General features: G+C 48.2%; 17 protein-coding genes. 3 read left to right on the forward strand and 14 right to left on the reverse strand.

Going from position 1 to position 20,239, the window contains the following annotated elements; all coding sequences use genetic code 11:
• Positions 1 to 13: 13 nt before the first annotated feature.
• The 12 genes from ACFI32_RS07135 to ACFI32_RS07190 form a co-directional block, all read right to left on the reverse strand.
• On the reverse strand, positions 14 to 1,909 hold the full coding sequence (locus tag ACFI32_RS07135; RefSeq protein WP_462625826.1) for a feruloyl-CoA synthase: 1,896 nt from the start codon (positions 1,907 to 1,909) through the stop codon (positions 14 to 16).
• Positions 1,910 to 2,482: 573 nt separating this feature from the next.
• The gene (locus tag ACFI32_RS07140; protein ID WP_462625827.1) at positions 2,483 to 3,313 is read right to left on the reverse strand and encodes a p-hydroxycinnamoyl CoA hydratase/lyase; all 831 of its coding nucleotides are present in this window, start codon (positions 3,311 to 3,313) and stop codon (positions 2,483 to 2,485) included.
• 586 nt (positions 3,314 to 3,899) lie between these two features.
• Positions 3,900 to 5,189 (reverse strand): TRAP transporter large permease, encoded by a 1,290-nt coding sequence (locus ACFI32_RS07145; RefSeq protein WP_462625828.1) that lies wholly within the window; start codon positions 5,187 to 5,189, stop codon positions 3,900 to 3,902.
• Positions 5,186 to 5,713, reverse strand: a complete 528-nt coding sequence (locus ACFI32_RS07150) for a TRAP transporter small permease (RefSeq protein ID WP_462625829.1) — start codon at positions 5,711 to 5,713, stop codon at positions 5,186 to 5,188. Before ACFI32_RS07150 ends, ACFI32_RS07145 begins: the two co-directional genes overlap by 4 nt.
• A gap of 181 nt (positions 5,714 to 5,894) precedes the next feature.
• Positions 5,895 to 6,542: a 3-oxoacid CoA-transferase subunit B gene (locus ACFI32_RS07155; protein ID WP_462625830.1), complete on the reverse strand. Its 648-nt coding sequence runs from the start codon at positions 6,540 to 6,542 to the stop codon at positions 5,895 to 5,897.
• Entirely contained in the window at positions 6,539 to 7,213 is a 675-nt protein-coding gene (locus ACFI32_RS07160) for a 3-oxoacid CoA-transferase subunit A (RefSeq protein ID WP_462625831.1), read from the reverse strand. The genes ACFI32_RS07155 and ACFI32_RS07160 overlap by 4 nt, the downstream gene beginning before the upstream one ends.
• A 59-nt stretch (positions 7,214 to 7,272) precedes the next feature.
• Complete coding sequence (gene pobA, locus ACFI32_RS07165) at positions 7,273 to 8,463, reverse strand: 4-hydroxybenzoate 3-monooxygenase (RefSeq protein WP_462625832.1); 1,191 nt, start codon at positions 8,461 to 8,463, stop codon at positions 7,273 to 7,275.
• A 148-nt stretch (positions 8,464 to 8,611) separates the two neighbouring features.
• On the reverse strand, positions 8,612 to 9,235 hold the full coding sequence (pcaG, locus tag ACFI32_RS07170) for a protocatechuate 3,4-dioxygenase subunit alpha (protein ID WP_462625833.1): 624 nt from the start codon (positions 9,233 to 9,235) through the stop codon (positions 8,612 to 8,614).
• Positions 9,236 to 9,238: 3 nt separating this feature from the next.
• On the reverse strand, positions 9,239 to 9,967 hold the full coding sequence (gene pcaH / locus ACFI32_RS07175; RefSeq protein ID WP_462625834.1) for a protocatechuate 3,4-dioxygenase subunit beta: 729 nt from the start codon (positions 9,965 to 9,967) through the stop codon (positions 9,239 to 9,241).
• Positions 9,968 to 10,068: 101 nt separating this feature from the next.
• On the reverse strand, positions 10,069 to 11,241 hold the full coding sequence (locus ACFI32_RS07180) for an alpha/beta fold hydrolase (protein ID WP_462625835.1): 1,173 nt from the start codon (positions 11,239 to 11,241) through the stop codon (positions 10,069 to 10,071).
• Complete coding sequence (gene pcaF, locus ACFI32_RS07185; RefSeq protein ID WP_462625836.1) at positions 11,241 to 12,452, reverse strand: 3-oxoadipyl-CoA thiolase; 1,212 nt, start codon at positions 12,450 to 12,452, stop codon at positions 11,241 to 11,243. The genes ACFI32_RS07180 and pcaF overlap by 1 nt, the downstream gene beginning before the upstream one ends.
• Before the next feature lie 390 nt (positions 12,453 to 12,842).
• Complete coding sequence (locus ACFI32_RS07190; protein ID WP_462625837.1) at positions 12,843 to 13,568, reverse strand: GntR family transcriptional regulator; 726 nt, start codon at positions 13,566 to 13,568, stop codon at positions 12,843 to 12,845.
• 379 nt (positions 13,569 to 13,947) lie between these two features.
• On the opposite strand from ACFI32_RS07190, the gene ACFI32_RS07195 reads away from it, so the two are divergent.
• Positions 13,948 to 14,994 carry an aromatic ring-hydroxylating dioxygenase subunit alpha gene (locus ACFI32_RS07195; protein WP_462625838.1) on the forward strand — a complete coding sequence of 349 codons (1,047 nt, stop codon included), beginning with the start codon at positions 13,948 to 13,950 and terminating at the stop codon, positions 14,992 to 14,994.
• Positions 14,995 to 15,100: 106 nt separating this feature from the next.
• Positions 15,101 to 16,054 (forward strand): PDR/VanB family oxidoreductase, encoded by a 954-nt coding sequence (locus tag ACFI32_RS07200; RefSeq protein WP_462625839.1) that lies wholly within the window; start codon positions 15,101 to 15,103, stop codon positions 16,052 to 16,054.
• Between the two features lie 476 nt (positions 16,055 to 16,530).
• On the opposite strand, the gene ACFI32_RS07205 is transcribed toward ACFI32_RS07200, so the two are convergent.
• Together ACFI32_RS07205 and ACFI32_RS07210 are read right to left on the reverse strand one after the other, a co-directional pair.
• Positions 16,531 to 17,592 (reverse strand): TRAP transporter substrate-binding protein, encoded by a 1,062-nt coding sequence (locus ACFI32_RS07205; protein WP_462625840.1) that lies wholly within the window; start codon positions 17,590 to 17,592, stop codon positions 16,531 to 16,533.
• A 373-nt stretch (positions 17,593 to 17,965) separates the two neighbouring features.
• Complete coding sequence (locus ACFI32_RS07210; RefSeq protein ID WP_462625841.1) at positions 17,966 to 18,748, reverse strand: IclR family transcriptional regulator domain-containing protein; 783 nt, start codon at positions 18,746 to 18,748, stop codon at positions 17,966 to 17,968.
• 39 nt (positions 18,749 to 18,787) lie between these two features.
• On the opposite strand from ACFI32_RS07210, the gene ACFI32_RS07215 reads away from it, so the two are divergent.
• A complete protein-coding gene (locus ACFI32_RS07215; RefSeq protein WP_462625842.1) occupies positions 18,788 to 20,143 on the forward strand; it encodes a lyase family protein in 1,356 nt (451 codons plus the stop codon).
• The last annotated feature ends 96 nt before the right edge of the window (positions 20,144 to 20,239 follow it).

Here is a 20,239-nt window from a genome sequence, read left to right on the forward strand (position 1 = left end):
GCTTCATGTTAAGCTATTTGGCCAAAAACCTCAATTTATCTGCGTTATCTGTGTATAGTTGAGCCGTTTCTTGCGCTCTATTATTACGCAGTTTGCGCTGATTGAGGTTGCCTTTGTCAGTTTTTTCGCCCTCAACCACATTGGGCGGATTTTCCATCAGATAAATACGGGTAATCTTTTTTGAGCTGGCGTCATAGCCATCATTAATGCTATCCATAAAGTCGCTAAACCATGCTTGCAGCCGCTCATGCTCTAACACTTGCTTGAGTGTGGCCTCATGCAGCGCTGTTAGCTTGCGCGCCATTTTTTCTTTGACAAAGACAAACGCCCCGATCTCTGCTTTACCCTCACCCGTCAGCACCACATCATCAATCAGCGCCATACCTTTTAACACCATGCGGTTGCGCAGCTCGCCCACATTGACAAACGTCCCTGTGGTCAATTTAAAATCTTCGGCGATACGGCCATCATAGACCAAGCCCTCTGAGATATTGTCAGGGTTGTAAGGCAATACGCCGTCACCAGTACAATAAAACCCTTCGTCATCAAAACTGTCTGCTGCCTTGGATGTGGCCGTATCATGCCGCCAATATCCTGGCATGACATGAGGGCCTTTGATACGCAGCTCTGTCTTGTCCTTCATCGGCACCAGTTTGATTTCAACCCCTGCTGCAGGCACGCCCACAAAGCTCGCCGTGTCGTTGGAGGGGCCTGTGGTAAAGGTGCAAGACGGTGAGGTCTCTGTCATCCCGATACCCGACATGATGCGGATTCTCTCACCGCAGTGTTGATAACTGATATCGCCCAGTTGCTGCCACAGCTCGGCGGATAAACTGGCACCGCCAAAAAAGTATAAATCGACCTTTTTAAAAAAGTTATCACGCAGTGCCTCATCTTCTTCTAAGGCGTTGGCAAGCATTGACCAGCCCACGGGGACATTGAAGTACTTACTGGGGGAGATTTCTTTAAGGTTGCGAATGGTCTCATCAAACTTACCCGCCACAGGGCGACCGTCATCAATATAAAACGTGCCGCCATTGTATAGTGCAATGCCAAGGTTGTGACTGCCACCAAAGGTATGATGCCAACTGAGCCAATCGACCAATACCAGCGGCTCATCTTCACTCAAGCAAAGTCCTTGCTTGAGCATTTGCTGATTGCTACACAGCATACGGTGGGTCGTGGGCACAACTTTTGGACTGCCTGTAGAGCCTGAGGTAAAGAGGAATTTGACGATACTGTCTGCGCTCATGTGCTCATGGGTCAGCTCAACTGCGTCTGTGGCTTTGGTCGCTAACAAATCATTTAAATGCAGACACGGCTCGCCGTCAATATGACCGGTCGAGGTGATGATCGGTTTGTCCATCTGACCACAGGCCGTAAGCTGACGTGAAAACCCGTTACCGTCACCCGCATAAAATAGGGCTGGCGTGAGCTTGTCGATCACATACTGTAATTTGTCAGGCTTTTTGGCGACCAGCGAATAAGCGGGTACGATCAAGGCGTAAGGTACATTTGCCAGCATCGCGCCGCACATGAGTAAAAACATCTCTAGTGAGTTCTCAGACAAGATCATCAGCGGGCGCTCTTCTGATAAATCATACTTGAGTAGTGCCTGAGCAATGCTACGCGCTTTTTTTAGTACCTCGCTATAGGTCAGCTTGATCCAGTCGCCACGCTTACCTGTGGCGTCATCCAGTGCCCGCTGCGCAATCAGTACTCTGTCAGGATACTTTTCGGCGTATTCGTACAGCTTATCAAATAAAAAATCAGGATAGTCCTCCAGCGGGGTGGCAGCGTTTATGTAGTAAATATCGCCTTCTGCATCAGGCTTTTGGTGGACGATGGCATCGTTACTACCAACAGCAACGGCACGTTCTGGGTAGCTGTGATAGGTAAATTGGGTCATGATCTACTCCATTGATTTTAATTGTTGTCTTCCTTGTGTCTCTAACATCCATACTACTTATATTGCGCCGCTTGGCAAACCATACCCTCACAATACATAAAGGTTCACTAAGTGATTTGGGTGCTATTTTGGGTATGTGTGGCAAACTGATAGCCTACTTATGATGCTGGCTAAAATGGCGGGGAATGGTGACAATGGTGACCAGAGGCCGGTTGTAATCATGGCAGTTGCGTTATTACGCCAGAGTGAACGACTATAATTAAGTGACTATAATTAAGTGCCTATCATTCAATGCCTATAGCGGTCAGTCATGGTGGCATTCCTTTGCCAAAGTGGTACTACAGTGGTTTACGCTTATTTAAAAATTCGTTGCTAGGACATAAGCATGATCGTCAACTTGTAAATACTCAACACGCCCTAGTCTTTTATCGGATAATATGGTTGTTATATTGTGCGCGTGCATTTGTTAAAGGATAGTGATAACGCCAAAAATTCCTTTGTATAAAAGGATTTTTGGCACAAGTGGCGAATGTTATTTCGATACGTTTTTATTGGCGTGCAGTTACAAATCCCTTATCGCTTATATGTTTGCAAGCCGGGCTTGATGCTTTTTTCATCAAGGAACTGACGCATACCTTCAGCGCGGCCATTCTCTGGATCACGCATAGAGCACTGGTCAATCTTGGCATAGAGATAGTCTTCGTTTTGATCCCATGTCAGCTCACGGCAGCGTTTAAAGCCATTTTTGGCATAGCGCAGCACCACTGGATTTTTTGCGAGCAGCACTTTTGCCACTTTATCAACTTCGGCCTTTAGATCATCCAGCGGGACACTTTTATTGACCAGACCCATTTCTGCCGCTTTTTGACCGTTAAACGGTTCGCCCGTCATGATGTAATACAGCGATTCGCGGTGGCCCACCGTATCCGCCATAGCTTTACTCACCAGATTACCCGGTGGAATGCCCCAGTTCACCTCCGATAGACCAAAGGTGGCTTCATCCGCACAATAAGCCAGATCGCAGGCCACCAGCGGTGAGAACGCGCCACCAAAACACCAGCCATTGACCATAGCGATGGTCGGTTTGCTGTACATACGCAGCAGTTGCCACTGCCAGCGGCAAGCGTCTCTACGCGTTTTTTCTTGCACAATCTCAGGCTGACCATCTGTCTCGCGGAAATATTCTTTTAGATCCATCCCAGCAGTCCATGCACTGCCCTCACCCGTGATCACCACCACCCCTGCTTCTGGGTCTTGCTCTAGCGTTTCTAATATGTCGATCATTTCTCGGTTGAGCGTTGGGCTCATGCAGTTGCGCTGATCTGGACGATTGAAAGTCACCCAAGCGATGTTTTCGGTCACTTCTACTTTGACGGTGGTCCAGCGGTTTTTATAATCTGACATAGTGTTGCTCCATGATGTGGGTGATTACTTTCCTAGTGATATAAAAATAAGCCTTATATAAAAAATCAACATTAGCGCCCAGACAGATAACTGAGACAACCAACGAAAGCAGGCAGAATAAGATCGCTTAGAAAACAAATGCTACTGCACTGCTGATCTTGACTTAATATTATCAATAAAGTTGATAACATGTAAAGCAATTTCTAATCTAAAACCTTAGTTTAAACCGTTTACTTTCTATTAAAGCACTAAAAAAGGCTATAAAACGTCTCGTATTAACGCTAAATTCAGTTTTTTATAAGGATTCTACAGCAATCAAGCAAAAATACGACATCGGACAGCCAAAAAGGCAAACATCATCAATCACTATTTAATAAATTTAGTTGATAAAATTGATTGATAAATTTATGCTTTTTGGTAAAAAGTAACGAGCATGGCGACTCATAGCAACAAACGCAGCAACGAGCGCGCCAAACCAAAAAAAGCCACGCCGTCATTAAGACGACATGGCTATCACTATAGAGGGGATAAGGGACACATAGACACACCATGTCGCCACTACCTGTTTTGTCCTATTTAGTCAGGCTTAACTCAACAGCACCAGCGAGATTGCCGGGAACGCCACCAATAGCGCCAACCGAATCACATCCGACACAATAAACGGCGCTACTCCTCGGAACATATCACCAAGCTTAATATGCGGCGCCATCGCCTTAATCACAAAGATATTCATCCCCATCGGCGGCGTGATCAGACCCAGCTCCACCGTCAATACTGCTACGATACCAAACCATACAGGATCAAACCCTAACGCTAAAATGATTGGATACACCACAGGAATGGTAATCACCAGCATCGCTAAGGCGTCCATAAACAGACCCAGTAAGAAATACATGATCAAGATACAAATCAAAATGACCATGGGACTCACATCCAAACCGCCAATCCAAGCCGCCAGCGTATTGGACATCTGCGACACAGAAATAAAGTAGCCAAGCGCTTCTGCCCCCAATAGCATAAAGAACACTACTGCCGACAGTGCCAAGGTTTCTGTCAGTGACTGCTTGAGTCCTTGCAAGCGCATACCTTTGACCGCTGCATAGGCCCAAGAGACAAACGCGCCCACGGCTGCGCCCTCTGTAGGCGTGAATATCCCAAAGAAGATACCAGCAATGATCACAATAAAGATAAAGCTAAAAGGGATCAGACCTGTGAGCGATAACAGCTTGGCTTTCCATGAGGTTTTCTCCCCGCGGCGCGCTAAATGCGGTTTCCAGCGCACCATGATCATGACCGTGATGGAGTACATGAGCATACCCAGCATCCCCGGCAGAAAGCCTGCGATAAACATATCACCGACCGACTGCTGGGTTAAGATGGCGTAGACCAGTAAGGCAATACTGGGTGGAATCATGATACCAAGCGTACCACCCGCGGCTAAGATACCGCAGGCAAAGCCTGGCTGGTAGCCGTACTTCTCCATTTGCGGTAAGGCCACTTTGGTCATGGTAGAGGCGGTCGCAAGAGAAGACCCTGAGATGGAAGCAAAGATACCGGAGGAGCCGATACCCGCAATACCAAGGCTGCCTCTGACCCCGCCAAAGATGGTACGGGTGGCGTCAAAGAGTTTACCTGCCATGCCTGAGTGGGTGGCAAAGACGCCCATTAAGATAAATAAGGGAATGGCACTAAAGTCATATTTGGCCAAGACGTCGATTGGGATGTCTTTGAGCATTTGTAGTGCGCCGCTTGGTGCGGTGACCGCGCCAAAGCCGACCAGTCCCACGCCAAGCATTGCAAGGGCGACGGGCACGCGCAGGATGACAAGGGCGATCATGGCGACAAGGCCGATGGCGCCGATAATTTCTGGACTCATGCGCCTGTCTCCTCGGCGTCAAAGAATTCGCCTGTTTTAAAGATGTTGATGGATTCGATAAGCGAACGTATGGCCAGTAGTAGGCTAAGCAGTGCGCTAAAGGCGTAGATGGGCATCATGGAGATACGCAAGTCTTGGGTGACTTTGCCGTATTCGATGGCGTCCAATGCGCTCTCATAGAGTCCCCATGCAAAGATGAGGCCGATGGCAAAGAAGCCGATCATAAAGACGCCCATCATGTAGCCTTTGATAGATTGGGGCATCTTTTGGGTGAAGACGTCGACGATGATTTGCGAGCGTTCGACATAGGCGGCAAAGGCGGCGAGCATGGCAAAGAGCATGAGGTAGGAGACGATTTCGACGGAGCCTTTGACGGTAAAGCCAAACTCGCCACCGCTAAGTTTAAAGAGGTAGCGGGCGACGACGTCTAACATGGTGGTGAGCACCATGATGACCAGACTGAGCCCGCCAATAAGTTGACACAGTTTGGAGATGAGGCTGCTGATCTTCATAAGCTGAGTCATAGCGCACCTACCCTGCCACTAACAGCTGATATCGCCGCATTAAAACCAATAGGTATGATGCGTCTAATCGACTGTCCTGCTACCAAAGATAGATTGTTTGTCATCATGAAATCCTTTCTTGATGGTTAAATATTGTGCTGATAGTAGAGTATCTGCCATTGTCAATGTTGATGGATGATCTCTATGGCTCTAGTAGTTTGGCACCTGTTTTTGACTGCAGCTCCTCAAAGGTTAAGCCATCAACCATGTCACGAACCTGTAGCCCTTGCTCAGTGATATCAATCACTGCCAAATCGGTATAGATACGGTTGACACACTTTTCACCAGTGATGGGCAGCTTTAGGTTTTCAACGATTTTTGGATCGCCGTTTTTGCTCACATGATCCATGATGACGTATACCTTTTTGGCACCAACAGCCAGATCCATGGCACCACCAACGGCAGGAATGTCCTTTGGACGACCCAAAAACCAATTGGCGATATCGCCATTTTTGGCAACCTCAAAAGCGCCAAGCACACATAAGTCAATGTGACCGCCGCGAATCATGGCAAACGAGTCGCCATGATGGAAGTAGCTGCCGCCTTCGAGTAACGTGATGTATTGTTTGCCCGCATTGATCAAATCGCCATCTCTATCCGCTTCTTCAGGCGCAGGCCCCATACCTAGCACACCGTTCTCACTGTGCAAAAAAATGTCTTTGTCTGTTGGCAAAAAGTCAGCGACTCGGGTCGGCTGTCCGATGCCCAGATTGACGTACATGCCCTCTTCGATATCTTGGGCAACGCGCTTGGCAATCTCATCGACTGAACGTGGGGTGTACTCACTCATGATGCCTCTCCTTCAATACAGACGACTTCGTGGACAAAAATACCTGGGGTAACGATGTGCTCTGGGTCGATCGCGCCCAGCTCAACCACTTCGCTGACTTGAGCAATGGTATGGTGCGAGGCCGCCGCCATGATGGGACCAAAATTGCGCGCCGCTTTGCGATACGTCAGATTGCCCCAGCGATCGCCTTTAAAGGCTTTGATTAAGGCAAAATCGGCCTTAATGGGATATTCCAATACGTAGTTTTTGCCGTTAATCGTGCGCGTTTCTTTGCCTTCGGCAAGCAGTGTGCCATAAGCCGTTGGGGTATAAATGGCACCAAGACCGCTACCACCTGCTTGCATACGCGCCGCCAGTGTGCCTTGCGGTACCACTTCTAACTCAATTTTTCCTGCGCGGTAGAGATCATCAAAGATATACGAGTCATGCTGACGCGGAAATGAGCAAATAATTTTGCGCACGCAGCCTGACTTTAATAATAGCGCCAGTCCTGTCTCACCATTGCCCGCATTATTACTGACGATGGTTAAGTCTTTTGCATTACGCTCAATGAGCGCATCGATCAGTTCTGTTGGCTGACCTGCCAAACCAAAACCACCTATCAAGATGGTCGCCCCATCATTGATATGGCTCATGGCCTCAATGGCAGATTCTGTCACTTTATTTAACATGGAATCATCCTATATAAAAAGGTTGGATAGCGACGATAAAGTCGCCAAAGCCAAATGGCCTACTCTAATGCCTCAAACGGCAAGCCGACGTAGTTCTCAGCAATGGTGGCTTTGCCCGCTTCTGAATGGATAAAGTAATCAAACTCAGCCTGCTGTACGCGAAAATCAAAACGGCCTGCACTCTGAAAACGGTGCAATAGCATGGTCATCCACCATGAAAAACGCACCGCTTTCCAAGTGCGTGCCAAGCAAATTTCTTGATAACGCGGGATCAAATCCGTGCGCTGTTCTTCATAAATTTTGACAAATAAACGAAAAGCCGTTTCCACGTCACTTGCCGCGAGGTTTAGACCCTTAGCACCCGTCGGCGGGACGATGTGCGCGGCATCTCCTAATAGGAACACTTTGCCGTATTGCATGGTCTCGCAGACATACGAGCGCAGGGGCGCGATGCTCATCTCTAGCGCAGGGCCAGTCACCAAGCGTTCTGCCATCTCGGGCGGGATACGGCGTTTGAGCTCCGCCCAAAATTTTTCTTCGTTCCAGTTTTCGATCTTGTCGGTGTCTGGCACTTGGATATAGTAGCGGCTGCGGGTTGGCGAGCGCATCGAGCACAGCGCAAAGCCGCGCTCATGAGCGCAGTAAACCAACTCGTCATTGACAGGCGGGGTGTCACTCATAAGCCCAAGCCAGCCAAACGGATAGACCTTTTCGTATTCTTCTAGCTTATTGGCGGGGATAGATTTGCGTGAGACCCCATGAAAGCCGTCACAGCCAGCGATATAATCGCAGTCCAAGCGGAACGACTCGCCGTTGTGCTGATAGGTCACATAAGGGTTGTCTGATTCAATATCATGGAGCTCGACATTTTCGGCTTCATAAACCGTCGTACCGCCGACTTTTTCGCGTGCTTCCATTAAGTCGCGCGTCACCTCAGTCTGACCATAAACGATGACGTGCTTACCGCCGCTATATTTTTCTATATCGATATGGTAATGCTCGCCTTGAAAACTAAAATCGGTGCCCGTATGAACCAACCCTTCTTTATCCATACGCTCGCCTGCCCCCGACTCGCGAATCAGGTTGACCGTGCCCTGCTCCAAAACGCCTGCGCGAATGCGGCTTAAGACATACTCGCCCGTTTTGCGCTCCAAAATGACGTTATCAATGCCCGCTTTGGACAGCAACTGACCAAGCAGTAATCCTGAAGGGCCTGCACCAATGATGGCCACTTGTGTTTTGTGTGTCATGAAATCCCTCTCATATATTAGGTGGCAAATTCCACTTTGCCCAAAAGCCTTGACTCAAAATCTGTCTAAAAACTAGCAACGGTTCAAAAACCACTCTGTATGACCAAGCCTGTAAAACCAAGCCAAGCCTGTACAAATCAGCATGGTTCTAAAAATCAAAGAAAACCGTCTCACCCTCACCTTGCAGATGAATGTCAAAACGATAACGCGGCTTGCCCTCGCTTTCTTCTTTGACGGCGATCAGAGTCTGGCGGCGCGCCTCCGATGGAATGCTGGACAATATAGGGCAGTTATCATTGGCCGCTTGCTCATCATCAAAGTACGCACGGGTTTGCAGATGAATATTGATACCGCGAGCAAAAATGGCAAGATTAACGTGCGGTGCCATCAGCTTGCCGTCAAAATCGACGCAGCCGGGTTTGACCGTATGAAAATGAAAGTCGCCATCAAGCGCACAAGCACTGCGACCAAAACCGCTAAAAGGCTGTTTATTATCAAAGTTGGCAATATAGTTGCCGTGGCTATCAGCTTGCCAAATCTCAATCAGAGCATCACGAACCAAATCACCGTTGCCATCGTATACATGACCGACCAATTCGATATGCTCACCTTCAGCGCCTTCTTTGGCCAGATCCTGCCAGATTTCATCTGAGCGCGACTCAAAACCGGCAATCTCTAATGCCAAACCGATATGCACAAAAGGCCCTGCTGTCTGCGACGCTGTTTCGCGCAATAAACCCATGTCATTTTGTAATTTGTATTGGCTATACATGATCTACTCCTCAAAATAGGTTTGTAATGCACCGCGCACCACGATATCAAAACGATAGGCCAAGCAGTCTAGCGGCTTACTCATGCTCATATCTAAACGACCAATCATGGTTTCGACCGCATCTGGGTCTTTGAGCACATCGACAATCGGACACAATGGAATCAGCGGATCCCCTTCAAAATACATCTGAGTGATCAGACGCGTTGAGATTGACGGCCCCATCACTGAGACGTGAATATGGGCGGGACGCCATGAGTTGATATCATTTGGCCAAGGATATGGGCCTGGGCGCACGGTACGAAAGCGATAACGCCCATCAGCATCGGTGATACAGCGGCCAACGCCCCCAAAATTAGGATCTAGTGGTGCCAAATAGCCATCTTTTTTGTGACGGTATTTACCGCCCGCATTGGCTTGCCACATCTCAACCAAGGTATTGGGCACAGGCTTGCCAAACTGATCAATGACGCGGCCATGCATGATGATACGTTCACCAATCGGCTGACCTGCTATCGCGCCTTCGGTGCGAAAGTTCATCAGCAAATCATTATCATATTGACCGATCTCAAGCCCATCAAAAATAGGACCACTACGCTCAGATGGACTGGCATTTTGAATGCTGATCAGCGCTTGGCGCGGTGAGCGATTCACTGATGTTTTATAATTTGGGGTGTATTGTGCAGGCTGCCATGCTCGATCGCGGGCCAAAAAACGAGGATACTGTTGACTCATTGCGTTGCTCTCCATGCTGATAATACAAATTTGATGTCTGGCGTCTGGCTGACTGTGCCACCTTTATAACAAGGCACTATCCCAGCTATGATAAGGCGCTATCATAACAAGGCACTCCCCCAACCATTGTCTTTGGCCAAAGCAAAGGCGTGATTAGAAGCAGGCACACCTGCATAAATCGCCACATGCATCAATACTTGGCGCAACTGATCTTCAGAGATACCCAAGCGTTTGGCGGTACGCAAATGCAGCCCCAACTCGCCATCACGACCAAGCGCGGCCAATATACCCGTGGTAATCATGCTGCGCTGTTGCACGGTGAGACTAGGGTCACCCCATAGCTCGCCCCATGCGTTACGAGTAATAAATTGCTGGAACGGGCTGTCTAATGTTGTGGCGTTTTTGGACGCGCGCTCGACATGGGCATCACCCAAAATACGCTTGCGCTGTGTCAGACCTTGCTCGTAGCTGATGCCTGTCTCACCAACGGTGGCGCGGCCAGCATCATTCTGAAGATGCGCCACCAAATTATAGGGCGCTTCGATAGAAGGCACATGGCCAACGCTTTCAAAGACGCTTAGGCTTGCATCAGCAAATTCAGCTTGTAGGGATTCTAGTGCGGTAATTGGTGTAGAGACATCCTCTGCACCTGCGATAAGCGATACCTGACTGGGATAATCTGCAAGCTTTCCACGGTTATCGACTTGCGCCAATACCTCACACAGCTTAGCGTAGCTTTCGTCATCATTACGAGACAGCTGTACTTGCCAGCCTTGTGAGACTTCAGGGTTTTGCTCGATATAAGCGGGTGCAAACCAGCGCGGTACGATGGTGGCTGCCATCTCGCCCAAGCCCAACTGACGCACGTTAGCCGCACGTTCCGCCCACGCCGCCGCAGTGCCAATGACCGCACCAGTGTTGGTCAGCCATACCTGCTCTAAACGCTCAGCGGCGATTTGACATAATGACTGACCAATCACGCCGCCGATTGACGTACCAATAAAGTTAAAAGTCTCAATCTGCAGGTGATCGGCAAGCGCCATAACATCCAATGCTAGCTGCTCGGCACTCAGCCCTTTTGCAGCCGCGCCGCTACTCCCGTGACCAGGGAAATCCCAGCGCACACAGCGATAATGTCCATGCAGCCCATCACATACGGTGTCCCACACATCACGGCTCATACCGAGCGGATGCGCCATAAAAAGCGCTGGCAAGTACGTCTCGCCGCTGTCTTGGTAAGCGATCAGATGCGCGTCTGTTTTTAAAAATGCCATTATTCTTCTCCTACTCGTGAAACGATGAGCGCGATGCCTTGCCCCACACCAATACACATGGTGCATAGCGCACGCTGTGCATCGGTACGTTGTAATTCGTGAACCGCTGAAATCAAGATACGCGCCCCAGACGCGCCTAGCGGATGACCCAAGGCGATTGAGCCGCCTCTGGGATTGATCCGTGGATCACGGTCATCCAGCCCAAGGGCGCGTGAGCAAGCCAATGCTTGTGCCGCAAACGCTTCATTTAGCTCAATAATATCCATGTCATCCAGCGTCAAATCGAGTTTCTTTAACAGCTTTTGGGTCGCTGGTACGGGGCCGATACCCATAATCTCTGGCAACACACCTGCCGTTGCCATCCCTTCGATTTTTGCCACTGGGGTCAGACCGTACTTTTCAACGGCCGCTTCGCTGGCGATCAGCATGGCCGCTGCACCATCATTGATACCTGAAGCATTACCAGCCGTCACCGTGCCATCCTTATAGATGGGACGCAATTTTTCTAAGGCTTCTATGGTGGTGTCGGGACGTGGATGCTCATCTTTATCAACGATGAGTGCGTCCTTTTTGCGTCTCTCGATGGTGATAGGCGTGATCTCAGCCGCCAGTTGTCCATTGTCTTGTGCAGCCGCCGCTTTTTGCTGCGACCATAGCGCGAAACTGTCTTGATCGGCGCGTGAGATATCGTATTGTTTGGCGAGATTTTCCGCGGTTTGCGGCATGGCTTCTGTACCATAGAGCGCATCTAGCTTTTTGTTGATAAAGCGCCAGCCCATGGTCGTGTCTTGCAAGGTTTGGCTGCGGCCGTAGGATTTTTCGGGCTTACCCATAACAAAGGGCGCACGCGTCATGGACTCAACACCGCCTGCCAGCACCAGATCCATCTCGCCGCTGGCAATGGCGCGAAACGCGGTGCCGACCGCATCCAGACCTGAGCCGCACAACCGATTGATGGTATTGGCAGGGACGGTCTCTGGTAGACCTGATAGCAGCACACTCATACGCGCCACGTTGCGGTTGTCTTCGCCGCTTTGGTTGGCACAGCCCATCAAGGCATCTTCAATCGCGCTGTGATCAAAGTCAGGCGCATCATCGATTACCGCCTTGATGACTTGCGCTAACAAATCATCAGGACGAATATCGGCCAGAGCGCCGCCGTAGCGACCTACTGCTGAACGTTTTGGATGACAAATATAGACTGCGGCCATGCTGCTCTCTCCTTAGAGACGATATGAGTACGCTATGTGAGTACGTTGTATCCTTACAAGCCAGTATTGGTGATTGCCAATATTGTTCTATATAAGAATTATTGTTCGTATAATGAATTAAATTACACCCTTTTTTTTCGCTTGTCAATCGAGTTATGCCGTATTCTCTTCAGTTGAATGTCGTATCTAGCATGGCCTTTATCGCGGTAAACTTTAGAGACATGACGAATGATTTACCCAAAAAAAAGACCCGATTGGGTCTTTTTTAGTCCTATCTTTTTTGATCCTATATAGCTTGCTCATGTATACGGGGTGTGAATGGCTGCCAATGGATCCAGTAATCATCATGGTCTGCTGGCATCAGCTGCTTTTTAGTCATCACATTATCCTCTACTCATCATTTGCATCGCCACTGATGACCCGTATCGTATCGGGATCTTTTAATTCGGAGCTGAATATCTGTGCATAACGCAAGGTAGCATTGGCATGCTCTCTCATAATCCCTTCAGCTCTGGCTCCTTGACCATGACTGATTGCATCAAATACCGCGTGATGCTGCATATGGGCAAAATTAAACCGCCGATACTCGCCTGCCAAGTTATTACGATCAATAGCCAACGAGCTGACGGAGGCAAATGGCAGGTGCTCGCTGCGTGTCTTTGCAATATCGATGGCGGGGTTGTGACTGGCTGCAATAATTAACGCATGAAAATGTTGGTTCACCTCATGATAGATTTCAAGATCTTCTTCGGTCACATATCCCTTGGCAAACAATGCATCCCCTCTTACCAGACATGTCACCATGCCTTGGCGGTGTTCTGCTGTCAGTCCTCTTTCCGCGGCCTGCCGTGCAGCCAAGCCTTCTAACACGCCTCTGACTTCAACCGCGCCATTGATTTCTTCGGGCGTCACTTCGCGCACGCGATAGCCGCGATTTTTGATTTTAATCAATAGCCCTTCTTGTGCAAGCGCACCAAACGCGATACGTATCGGTGTACGAGACACGCCCAGACGTTCAGCTGTCGGTATTTCAGCAATACGCTCTCCAGCTACCAATTCACCAGAGAGAATCATTTGCCGTAATGCGCTGATCACGCGTTGTCCCGCTTCACTCATTCAAACCTCACCATCCATTCACATTGTTAAAAGACCAAACGAGCCTGCCATCAAAACCAACATCAAAATCGACATCATTTAGCTCAGCATCAGCATAGCACGCTAGCAGCATAAACAGTGCGCGCCAATCATAGACCAACCATCCAGTTTTTTATTGGTTGTGTCTGCTCAGGCATACTTTCGATAAGAATGACGGATACAAAGTAATACTTAGCAATAAGAATAAATACATTATTGTTGATCTGTATAAAATTTGCACAAAGAAATAGATAATATTGATTTATTGGATCCAATTTATCCAAATTTCAGTAGACAATCATTATTTTTATGGTAGATTGGATCCAATTAAACGGAATTTTATACTCAAAAGGAGCTTGTCATGTTTCCAAAAAATTGCTGGTACGTCGCCTGTACATCAGATGAATATCAAGAAAAACCTCTCGGTCGCACCATATGCGGCGAGAACATCGTCTTTTATCAAAGCGACACAGGCGTCGCCGCTGTCGAAGACTTTTGCCCGCATCGGGGCGCACCCTTATCACTTGGTTATGTAGAAGATGGTCTGCTGGTGTGCGGCTATCACGGCTTAAAAATGGGTAGCGACGGTAAAGTCGCCGCCATGCCAGGCCAACGCGTCAGAGGTTTCCCGTGCAACCGCAACTACCCTGTGGTCGAGCGTCACGGCTTTGTGTGGGTCTGGACAGGTGATAGCGAGCTTGCCGACGAATCAAAAATTCCAGAACTAGAATGGGCCAACAATCCTGAATGGGCGTATGCCGGCGGTCTGTTCCACATCAACTGCGATTATCGCCTGATGATCGACAATCTGATGGACCTCACCCATGAGACCTACGTCCATGCCAGCAGTATCGGACAAGAAGAAATCGACGAAACCCCTGTCCATACCACCTCCGAAGATGACATGGTTATCACCAGCCGCTTTATGGAAAACATCATCGCCCCACCTTTTTGGCAGGCGGCTCTGCGCGCTAATAAGTTGGCAGATGATGTACCCGTAGACAGATGGCAGATATGTAAGTTTAGCCCGCCCAGTCACGTGATGATTGAAGTTGGGGTGGCTCATGCTGGCAAAGGCGGTCACGATGCTGATCCTGAACACAAAGCTGGCAGCATCGTTGTCGATTTTATCACCCCTGAGACGGAGACCTCTATCTGGTATTTCTGGGGTATGGCGCGCAACTTCAAACCTGAGGACGATGAGCTGACAGAGCAGATTCGTCAAGGCCAGCATCAGATCTTTAGCGAGGATTTGGAAATGCTAGAGCGGCAGCAACGCAACCTATTGACTTATCCTGAACGCAAACTATTGAAATTGAACATTGATACGGGTGGCGTCAAGTCACGGCGTATGTTGGACACGCTCATCAAAGAAGAAAACCAATTGATAGAGAGCGTCAACCTATAGACGCCGAACTATAAATGCTGAGGGTCATACCCTGATCCAATGACAATTTAATAAATAACAGGCTAAACACGCTGACGTAATGTTTGGTCTGTTAAGGATACCTATCATGATGGAAGTTTTGGTAAAGTCAAAAGACGTGATCGCTGATGATATTTGTCTTTTTGAGCTGGCAAGCGCCAATGATGACGCGCTGCCCCCGTTTAGCGCAGGGGCTCATGTTGACGTCACAATGCCCAATGGCATCACGCGCCAATACTCGCTGTGCAATCATCCCAGCGAAAACCATCGCTACCAAATAGCGGTACTCAAAGACCCCGCCTCACGTGGCGGGTCGGTTGCGATGCACCAGCAAATCAATATTGGCGATCGCATAGCGATCAGCGAACCCAAGAACCTGTTTCCGCTGGCTCATGATGCCAAGCGCACCCTGCTCTTTGCAGGGGGTATCGGTATCACACCGATCCTTTGTATGGCGGAGCGACTGTCTCATACTGGCGCGGAATTTGAGCTGCATTACTGCACGCGCAGCCCAGACAAAACCGCCTTTATGCAGCGTATCCAAGCCTCAGCATTTGCTGATCGGGTGCATTTTCATTTTGATGATGGGGATGCCGCGCAAAAGCTGGACGCCGCAAGCGTCCTTGCCGCGCCGCAATCTGACACGCATCTATATGTGTGTGGCCCTAATGGCTTTATGGAGCATGTACTTGAGACGGCACAGACGCAGGGCTGGCCAGCCGCACAATTACACCGCGAGTATTTTTCCGCCGCACCGATCAGCACGGCTGATGATGACAGCTTTGATGTACAGATCAGTAGCACAGGACAAATCATCAACGTGCCCGCGGACAAAACCGTCATTGAAGCCTTAGAGGCGTTCGATATCGAAATCCCGTTCTCTTGCGAATCAGGCATGTGCGGCACCTGTTTGACGCGGGTGCTAGACGGCGTACCAGACCATAAGGACGTGTTTCTTACCGAAGAAGAGCAGGCCAAAAACGACCAGTTTACCCCATGTTGTTCACGGGCAAAAAGCGCTCAGCTGGTACTGGATATTTAATAAAAAACACAGGGTTTAAAAAATACAAAGCATTTAAAAAACACAAAGCCAGTTTATTGCTAATAATAAATATTTTACTTTTCAATAAAAACCATTTTATAAAGAATGGTTTTTAAATTGCGCGTAACTATAAATAGAAATAACGCTAATTATAAATTTATTTAATTAAAACATTTTTTATTTTCTATAACGCGGTTGTTTGTAAAAGAAGAAATAGCTTTGAATATTGCAGTGTTATTTTTATAGCATAGTCAACTATCAATAAAACAGAGACGTCATGACAAATGCGCTCGATTTAACGATATTTTTCTTGCTTGCTGTGACTTCGTCTCCAGAGGCTACGAAAAATACCGTTAAATCTCGCTGTATGTTTTTTATAAAGCGTCCACTATAACTCACCTATAACCAAAAAAAAGACCCTATATGGGTCTTTTTTATCATGCTGCGTTAAAAGCGTCGTCAAGAATATTGATAGGCTACACTTTACAAGCCGCACTGGCTGCTTGCGCTTTTTCATATACCATTCGCGCATCTAAGCCCAAAGCGGTGACATCGTTTAGATACTTTTGTGTACCCGCCTCAAGTGGCTCTTTCCACTGCGGGTCATTTAAGGGATCAGGAATGTCGATCATGGTATCACCTTTGGCTTTGGCTTCCGCCATATATTTGGCATCTTGGGCATCAAAGACCTTACCAGCGCTCGCCGCCATGGCTTTGCCTGAATTGTCATCGATGACTTTTTTAAGGTCATCAGGCAGGCTTTCATACTTGTCTTTGTTCATGGTGACCATCATGGCAGAGCTGTAAAACGGAATATTGGTATGCGCGTTGGTCAGCTCAATCAACCTAAACGGCCCCATGGCATCCCACGTCAGGCTTACTCCATCTAGCACGCCGCGCTGCAGCGAGGTATACAAATCCGTCGCAGGTAGACCCACAGGCGTACCGCCTGCTGACTCAATGATATCCCCTGCAATCGCTGATGGTCGGCGCATCCGCAGGCCTTGTAAGTCATCTGGCGTACGGATGGCTTGGTCAACGGTATGCATCCCACCAGGACCCGTACCCATCATAAATAACAAATGGGTGTCATCATATTCGCTCGATATTACCCCGTCATCGTACAAGGTTTGCAGCATACAGTTCATCTGCGTGGCTGAGCTGGACAGACCTGGCAGCTCGGCGACTTGGGTTAGCGGAAAGCGCCCATTGGTATAGCCTTGCAACTGGGTGCCAATATCGATCGTCCCTTTGGCAGTCGCCTCATAAGTGGCATCAGGCTTGCTTAGGGTGGCAGATGGGTATATTTCGATTTTTAGGCGACCGTTCGAGTCTGCCTCGATTTTTTTGGCCCACGGCTCTATCACTTCTGTATGCGCGGCAGCCGTCGCAGGCCATAAGTGTGACAGACGTAAGGTGGTGACCTCCTCATTACTCGCCTCGGCACCTGTACCTGTCGCGGTCTCATTTGACTGCGAGCATCCTGTCAAACCCATTAAAGCCGCTAATGTGAGGCTCAGAGGCAGTATTTTTTTCATCGTAAAGTCCTTTTTTGATGGTTCATATACAGTAGATATACGATGCGCTTAAAAAGCAGCGCCTTATCAACCCAATAATCTAAAGTAAAGAATCGCTAATATCCGTATTTTTATTACCATATTATCTATCGATACGATTGCATTTGTTCTATAATAGAATTAATGTTCGTATAGTGAATTAAATTATACTTTTTTTATTTCTCTGTCAATGATTTATCTTATTAATAGAAGCATCTCTGCCAATCACCATAAAATTTAAAAATAAATACCCATTGATATCATATAAGCGAATAAAAAATCTGCCAACACGATAGCGCGCTGGCAGATTTGATATTTATTATGATCAGTTTTTTTAGCGGTAAACAATATACCGTCAAATATAATAGGTTTGAATTTTTTCAGCACAATCACGCAAGATGGGCAAAAACTCTTCGATAAGCATCTCTTTTGATACGCGCATGGCGTTGGTGCTGATGTTGATGGCACCGATCAGCTCGTTGTTGGATTTATAAATGGGTAGTGCAAGGGAGCGCAGACCAGTATCCAGCTCTTGATCGACCACCACGTATTGCGCGTCATGAGCATCGCTGAGCATCTGCTTAAACTGCTCACGATCCGTGATACTAAAGGGTGTATACGCGTTTAGCTCGATGTTATTGACATAGTCGTCGCGCTCATCTTCGGGCAGATTGGCCAAGATCGCACGGCCCATAGAGGTGTAAGCAACAGGCAGCCGAGTACCGATAGACAAGGCAATAGACAACAAGCGATGTTTGGCGGCGGAGCGTGCGATATAGACCACTTCATTATCGTCCAATACCGCAAATGAACAAGATTCACCCGTTTTTTCAGTCACCCGTTCAAGATAGAACTGTACGATATCGTGGTGATGCGCACTGCTCAAATAGCTGGATCCAATGCTAAGGGTCTTGGGAGAGAGTTTGAATTGACGCTTATCTTTATGAACATAGCCTAACGCATGTAGCGTCAGCAGATAGCGCCGCGCCTTTGCTCTGTCCATATCCGTACACTCGGCGACCTCACTCAACGTCATGGTCGAATGATTGTCATCGAACGCCCGCAGAACGCTCAAACCGCCGGCAAGAGACGTGACAAAATCTGGACTATCAAAGGATATTTTTTTATCTTGTGTCATAGAAATATTTTTTACACTTACCAAAGTTAGGGATTCTAAATGAAAATCAATCGATTAATCAATCAGCCTTTTGTACACCTTGGCGTTGCCGAGGCGCTTTCTGATCGGGCGTTCATTCAAGCCATGATCGATTTTGAGTTAGCCGTATTAGAACATAGAGAGCAGAATCAGCTTATCCCAAAAAACACGTTTCAACAATCGAAACACGCACTAGACATCGAATTGTTTGATATTGATGCCATTGTTGACCAGACGTATCTGGGTGGTAATGCCGCTATTCCTTTTGTGGCACAAGCAAAATCCCTACTACCCTCAGACGTCAGGCCTTTTTTTCATCAGACGCTGACCAGTCAAGATGTCGTGGATACTGCCATGATGATGATGCTAAAGCCCGCACTTACGCAGATCACCCAAGATTTGGAAAAGGTACTTACCGCTTGCTCGGTACTGATCGACGCGCACCGCGCATCGCCCATGGCAGGCAGAACCTTGATGCAGCAAGCGCTACCGATTACTTTTGGCACCAAGGTCTCGCAGTGGGTAGCCCCGCTGATCGCCATCATGCCTGACTTGTCGCAGTTGGTGCAGTCAGGATTTTATCTGCAATGGGGCGGCCCTGTCGGGGTCAGTAATGAGGTCAATGAATCCCATGAGTTACCAAAGCAAGTAGCAGCGTCGCTTGGGTTATCAGTACCCCTTCTCCCTTGGCACACCAATAGACAGCCGATCCATGCCATCGCCTCTAACTTAGACGCTTGCGCAGGCGCGATAGAAAACATTGTCGATGATATTGCCTTGATGTCGCAATCGGAGCTGGGCGAAGTGGCTGAACCTGCTATTGAGGGTATGGGCGGCTCTTCATCCATGCCGCACAAACGCAACCCTGTGCTGTGCGCGTTGATCAAAACTGCTGCGCTTAGAATGCACGGGCACTTAAGCGTGATTAGCAATACCACCGCCCAGCCCTTTGAGCGCGCACTGGGACAATGGCACGCCAGCTGGGTGCCTTTAACAGAAGGCATGGCGTTGGTAGCAAGCGGCGTATCGTACTTAAAAACCTTATTACAAGGGCTACAGGTGCACCCTGAGCGTATGGCAGTCAACCTTGATCTCAATAGCGATGCGTACTTGAGCAAAAACTTGAAAGCCTATTTTGCAGATAATAACGACGTCATCTATCCCCTAATAGATCAAGCGAGTGAGGAAGCACATAGCCAACACCAAGGGTTTGCTGCCACGTTTCAGGCTTTACTGGTAGAGCAATTAGGCAGTTTGTATGATAGTGACGAGTTACAAGCGATTTTGTCACCACTTAGCTATTGCGGCGCGGCGCAAAGGCAATGCGACACAATATTACAAGCCATTGAAAAAATAATGTCAGAGCGTCCAGAGTAACCTGACAGACAGTAAAGAAGATTGACAGCAACCTCAAAACCAGATATTTTTATTCACTATACGAACAAGAGTTCTTATTTAGAATAAATATTTTAG

This window comes from Psychrobacter sp. PSi21 (assembly GCF_054960615.1).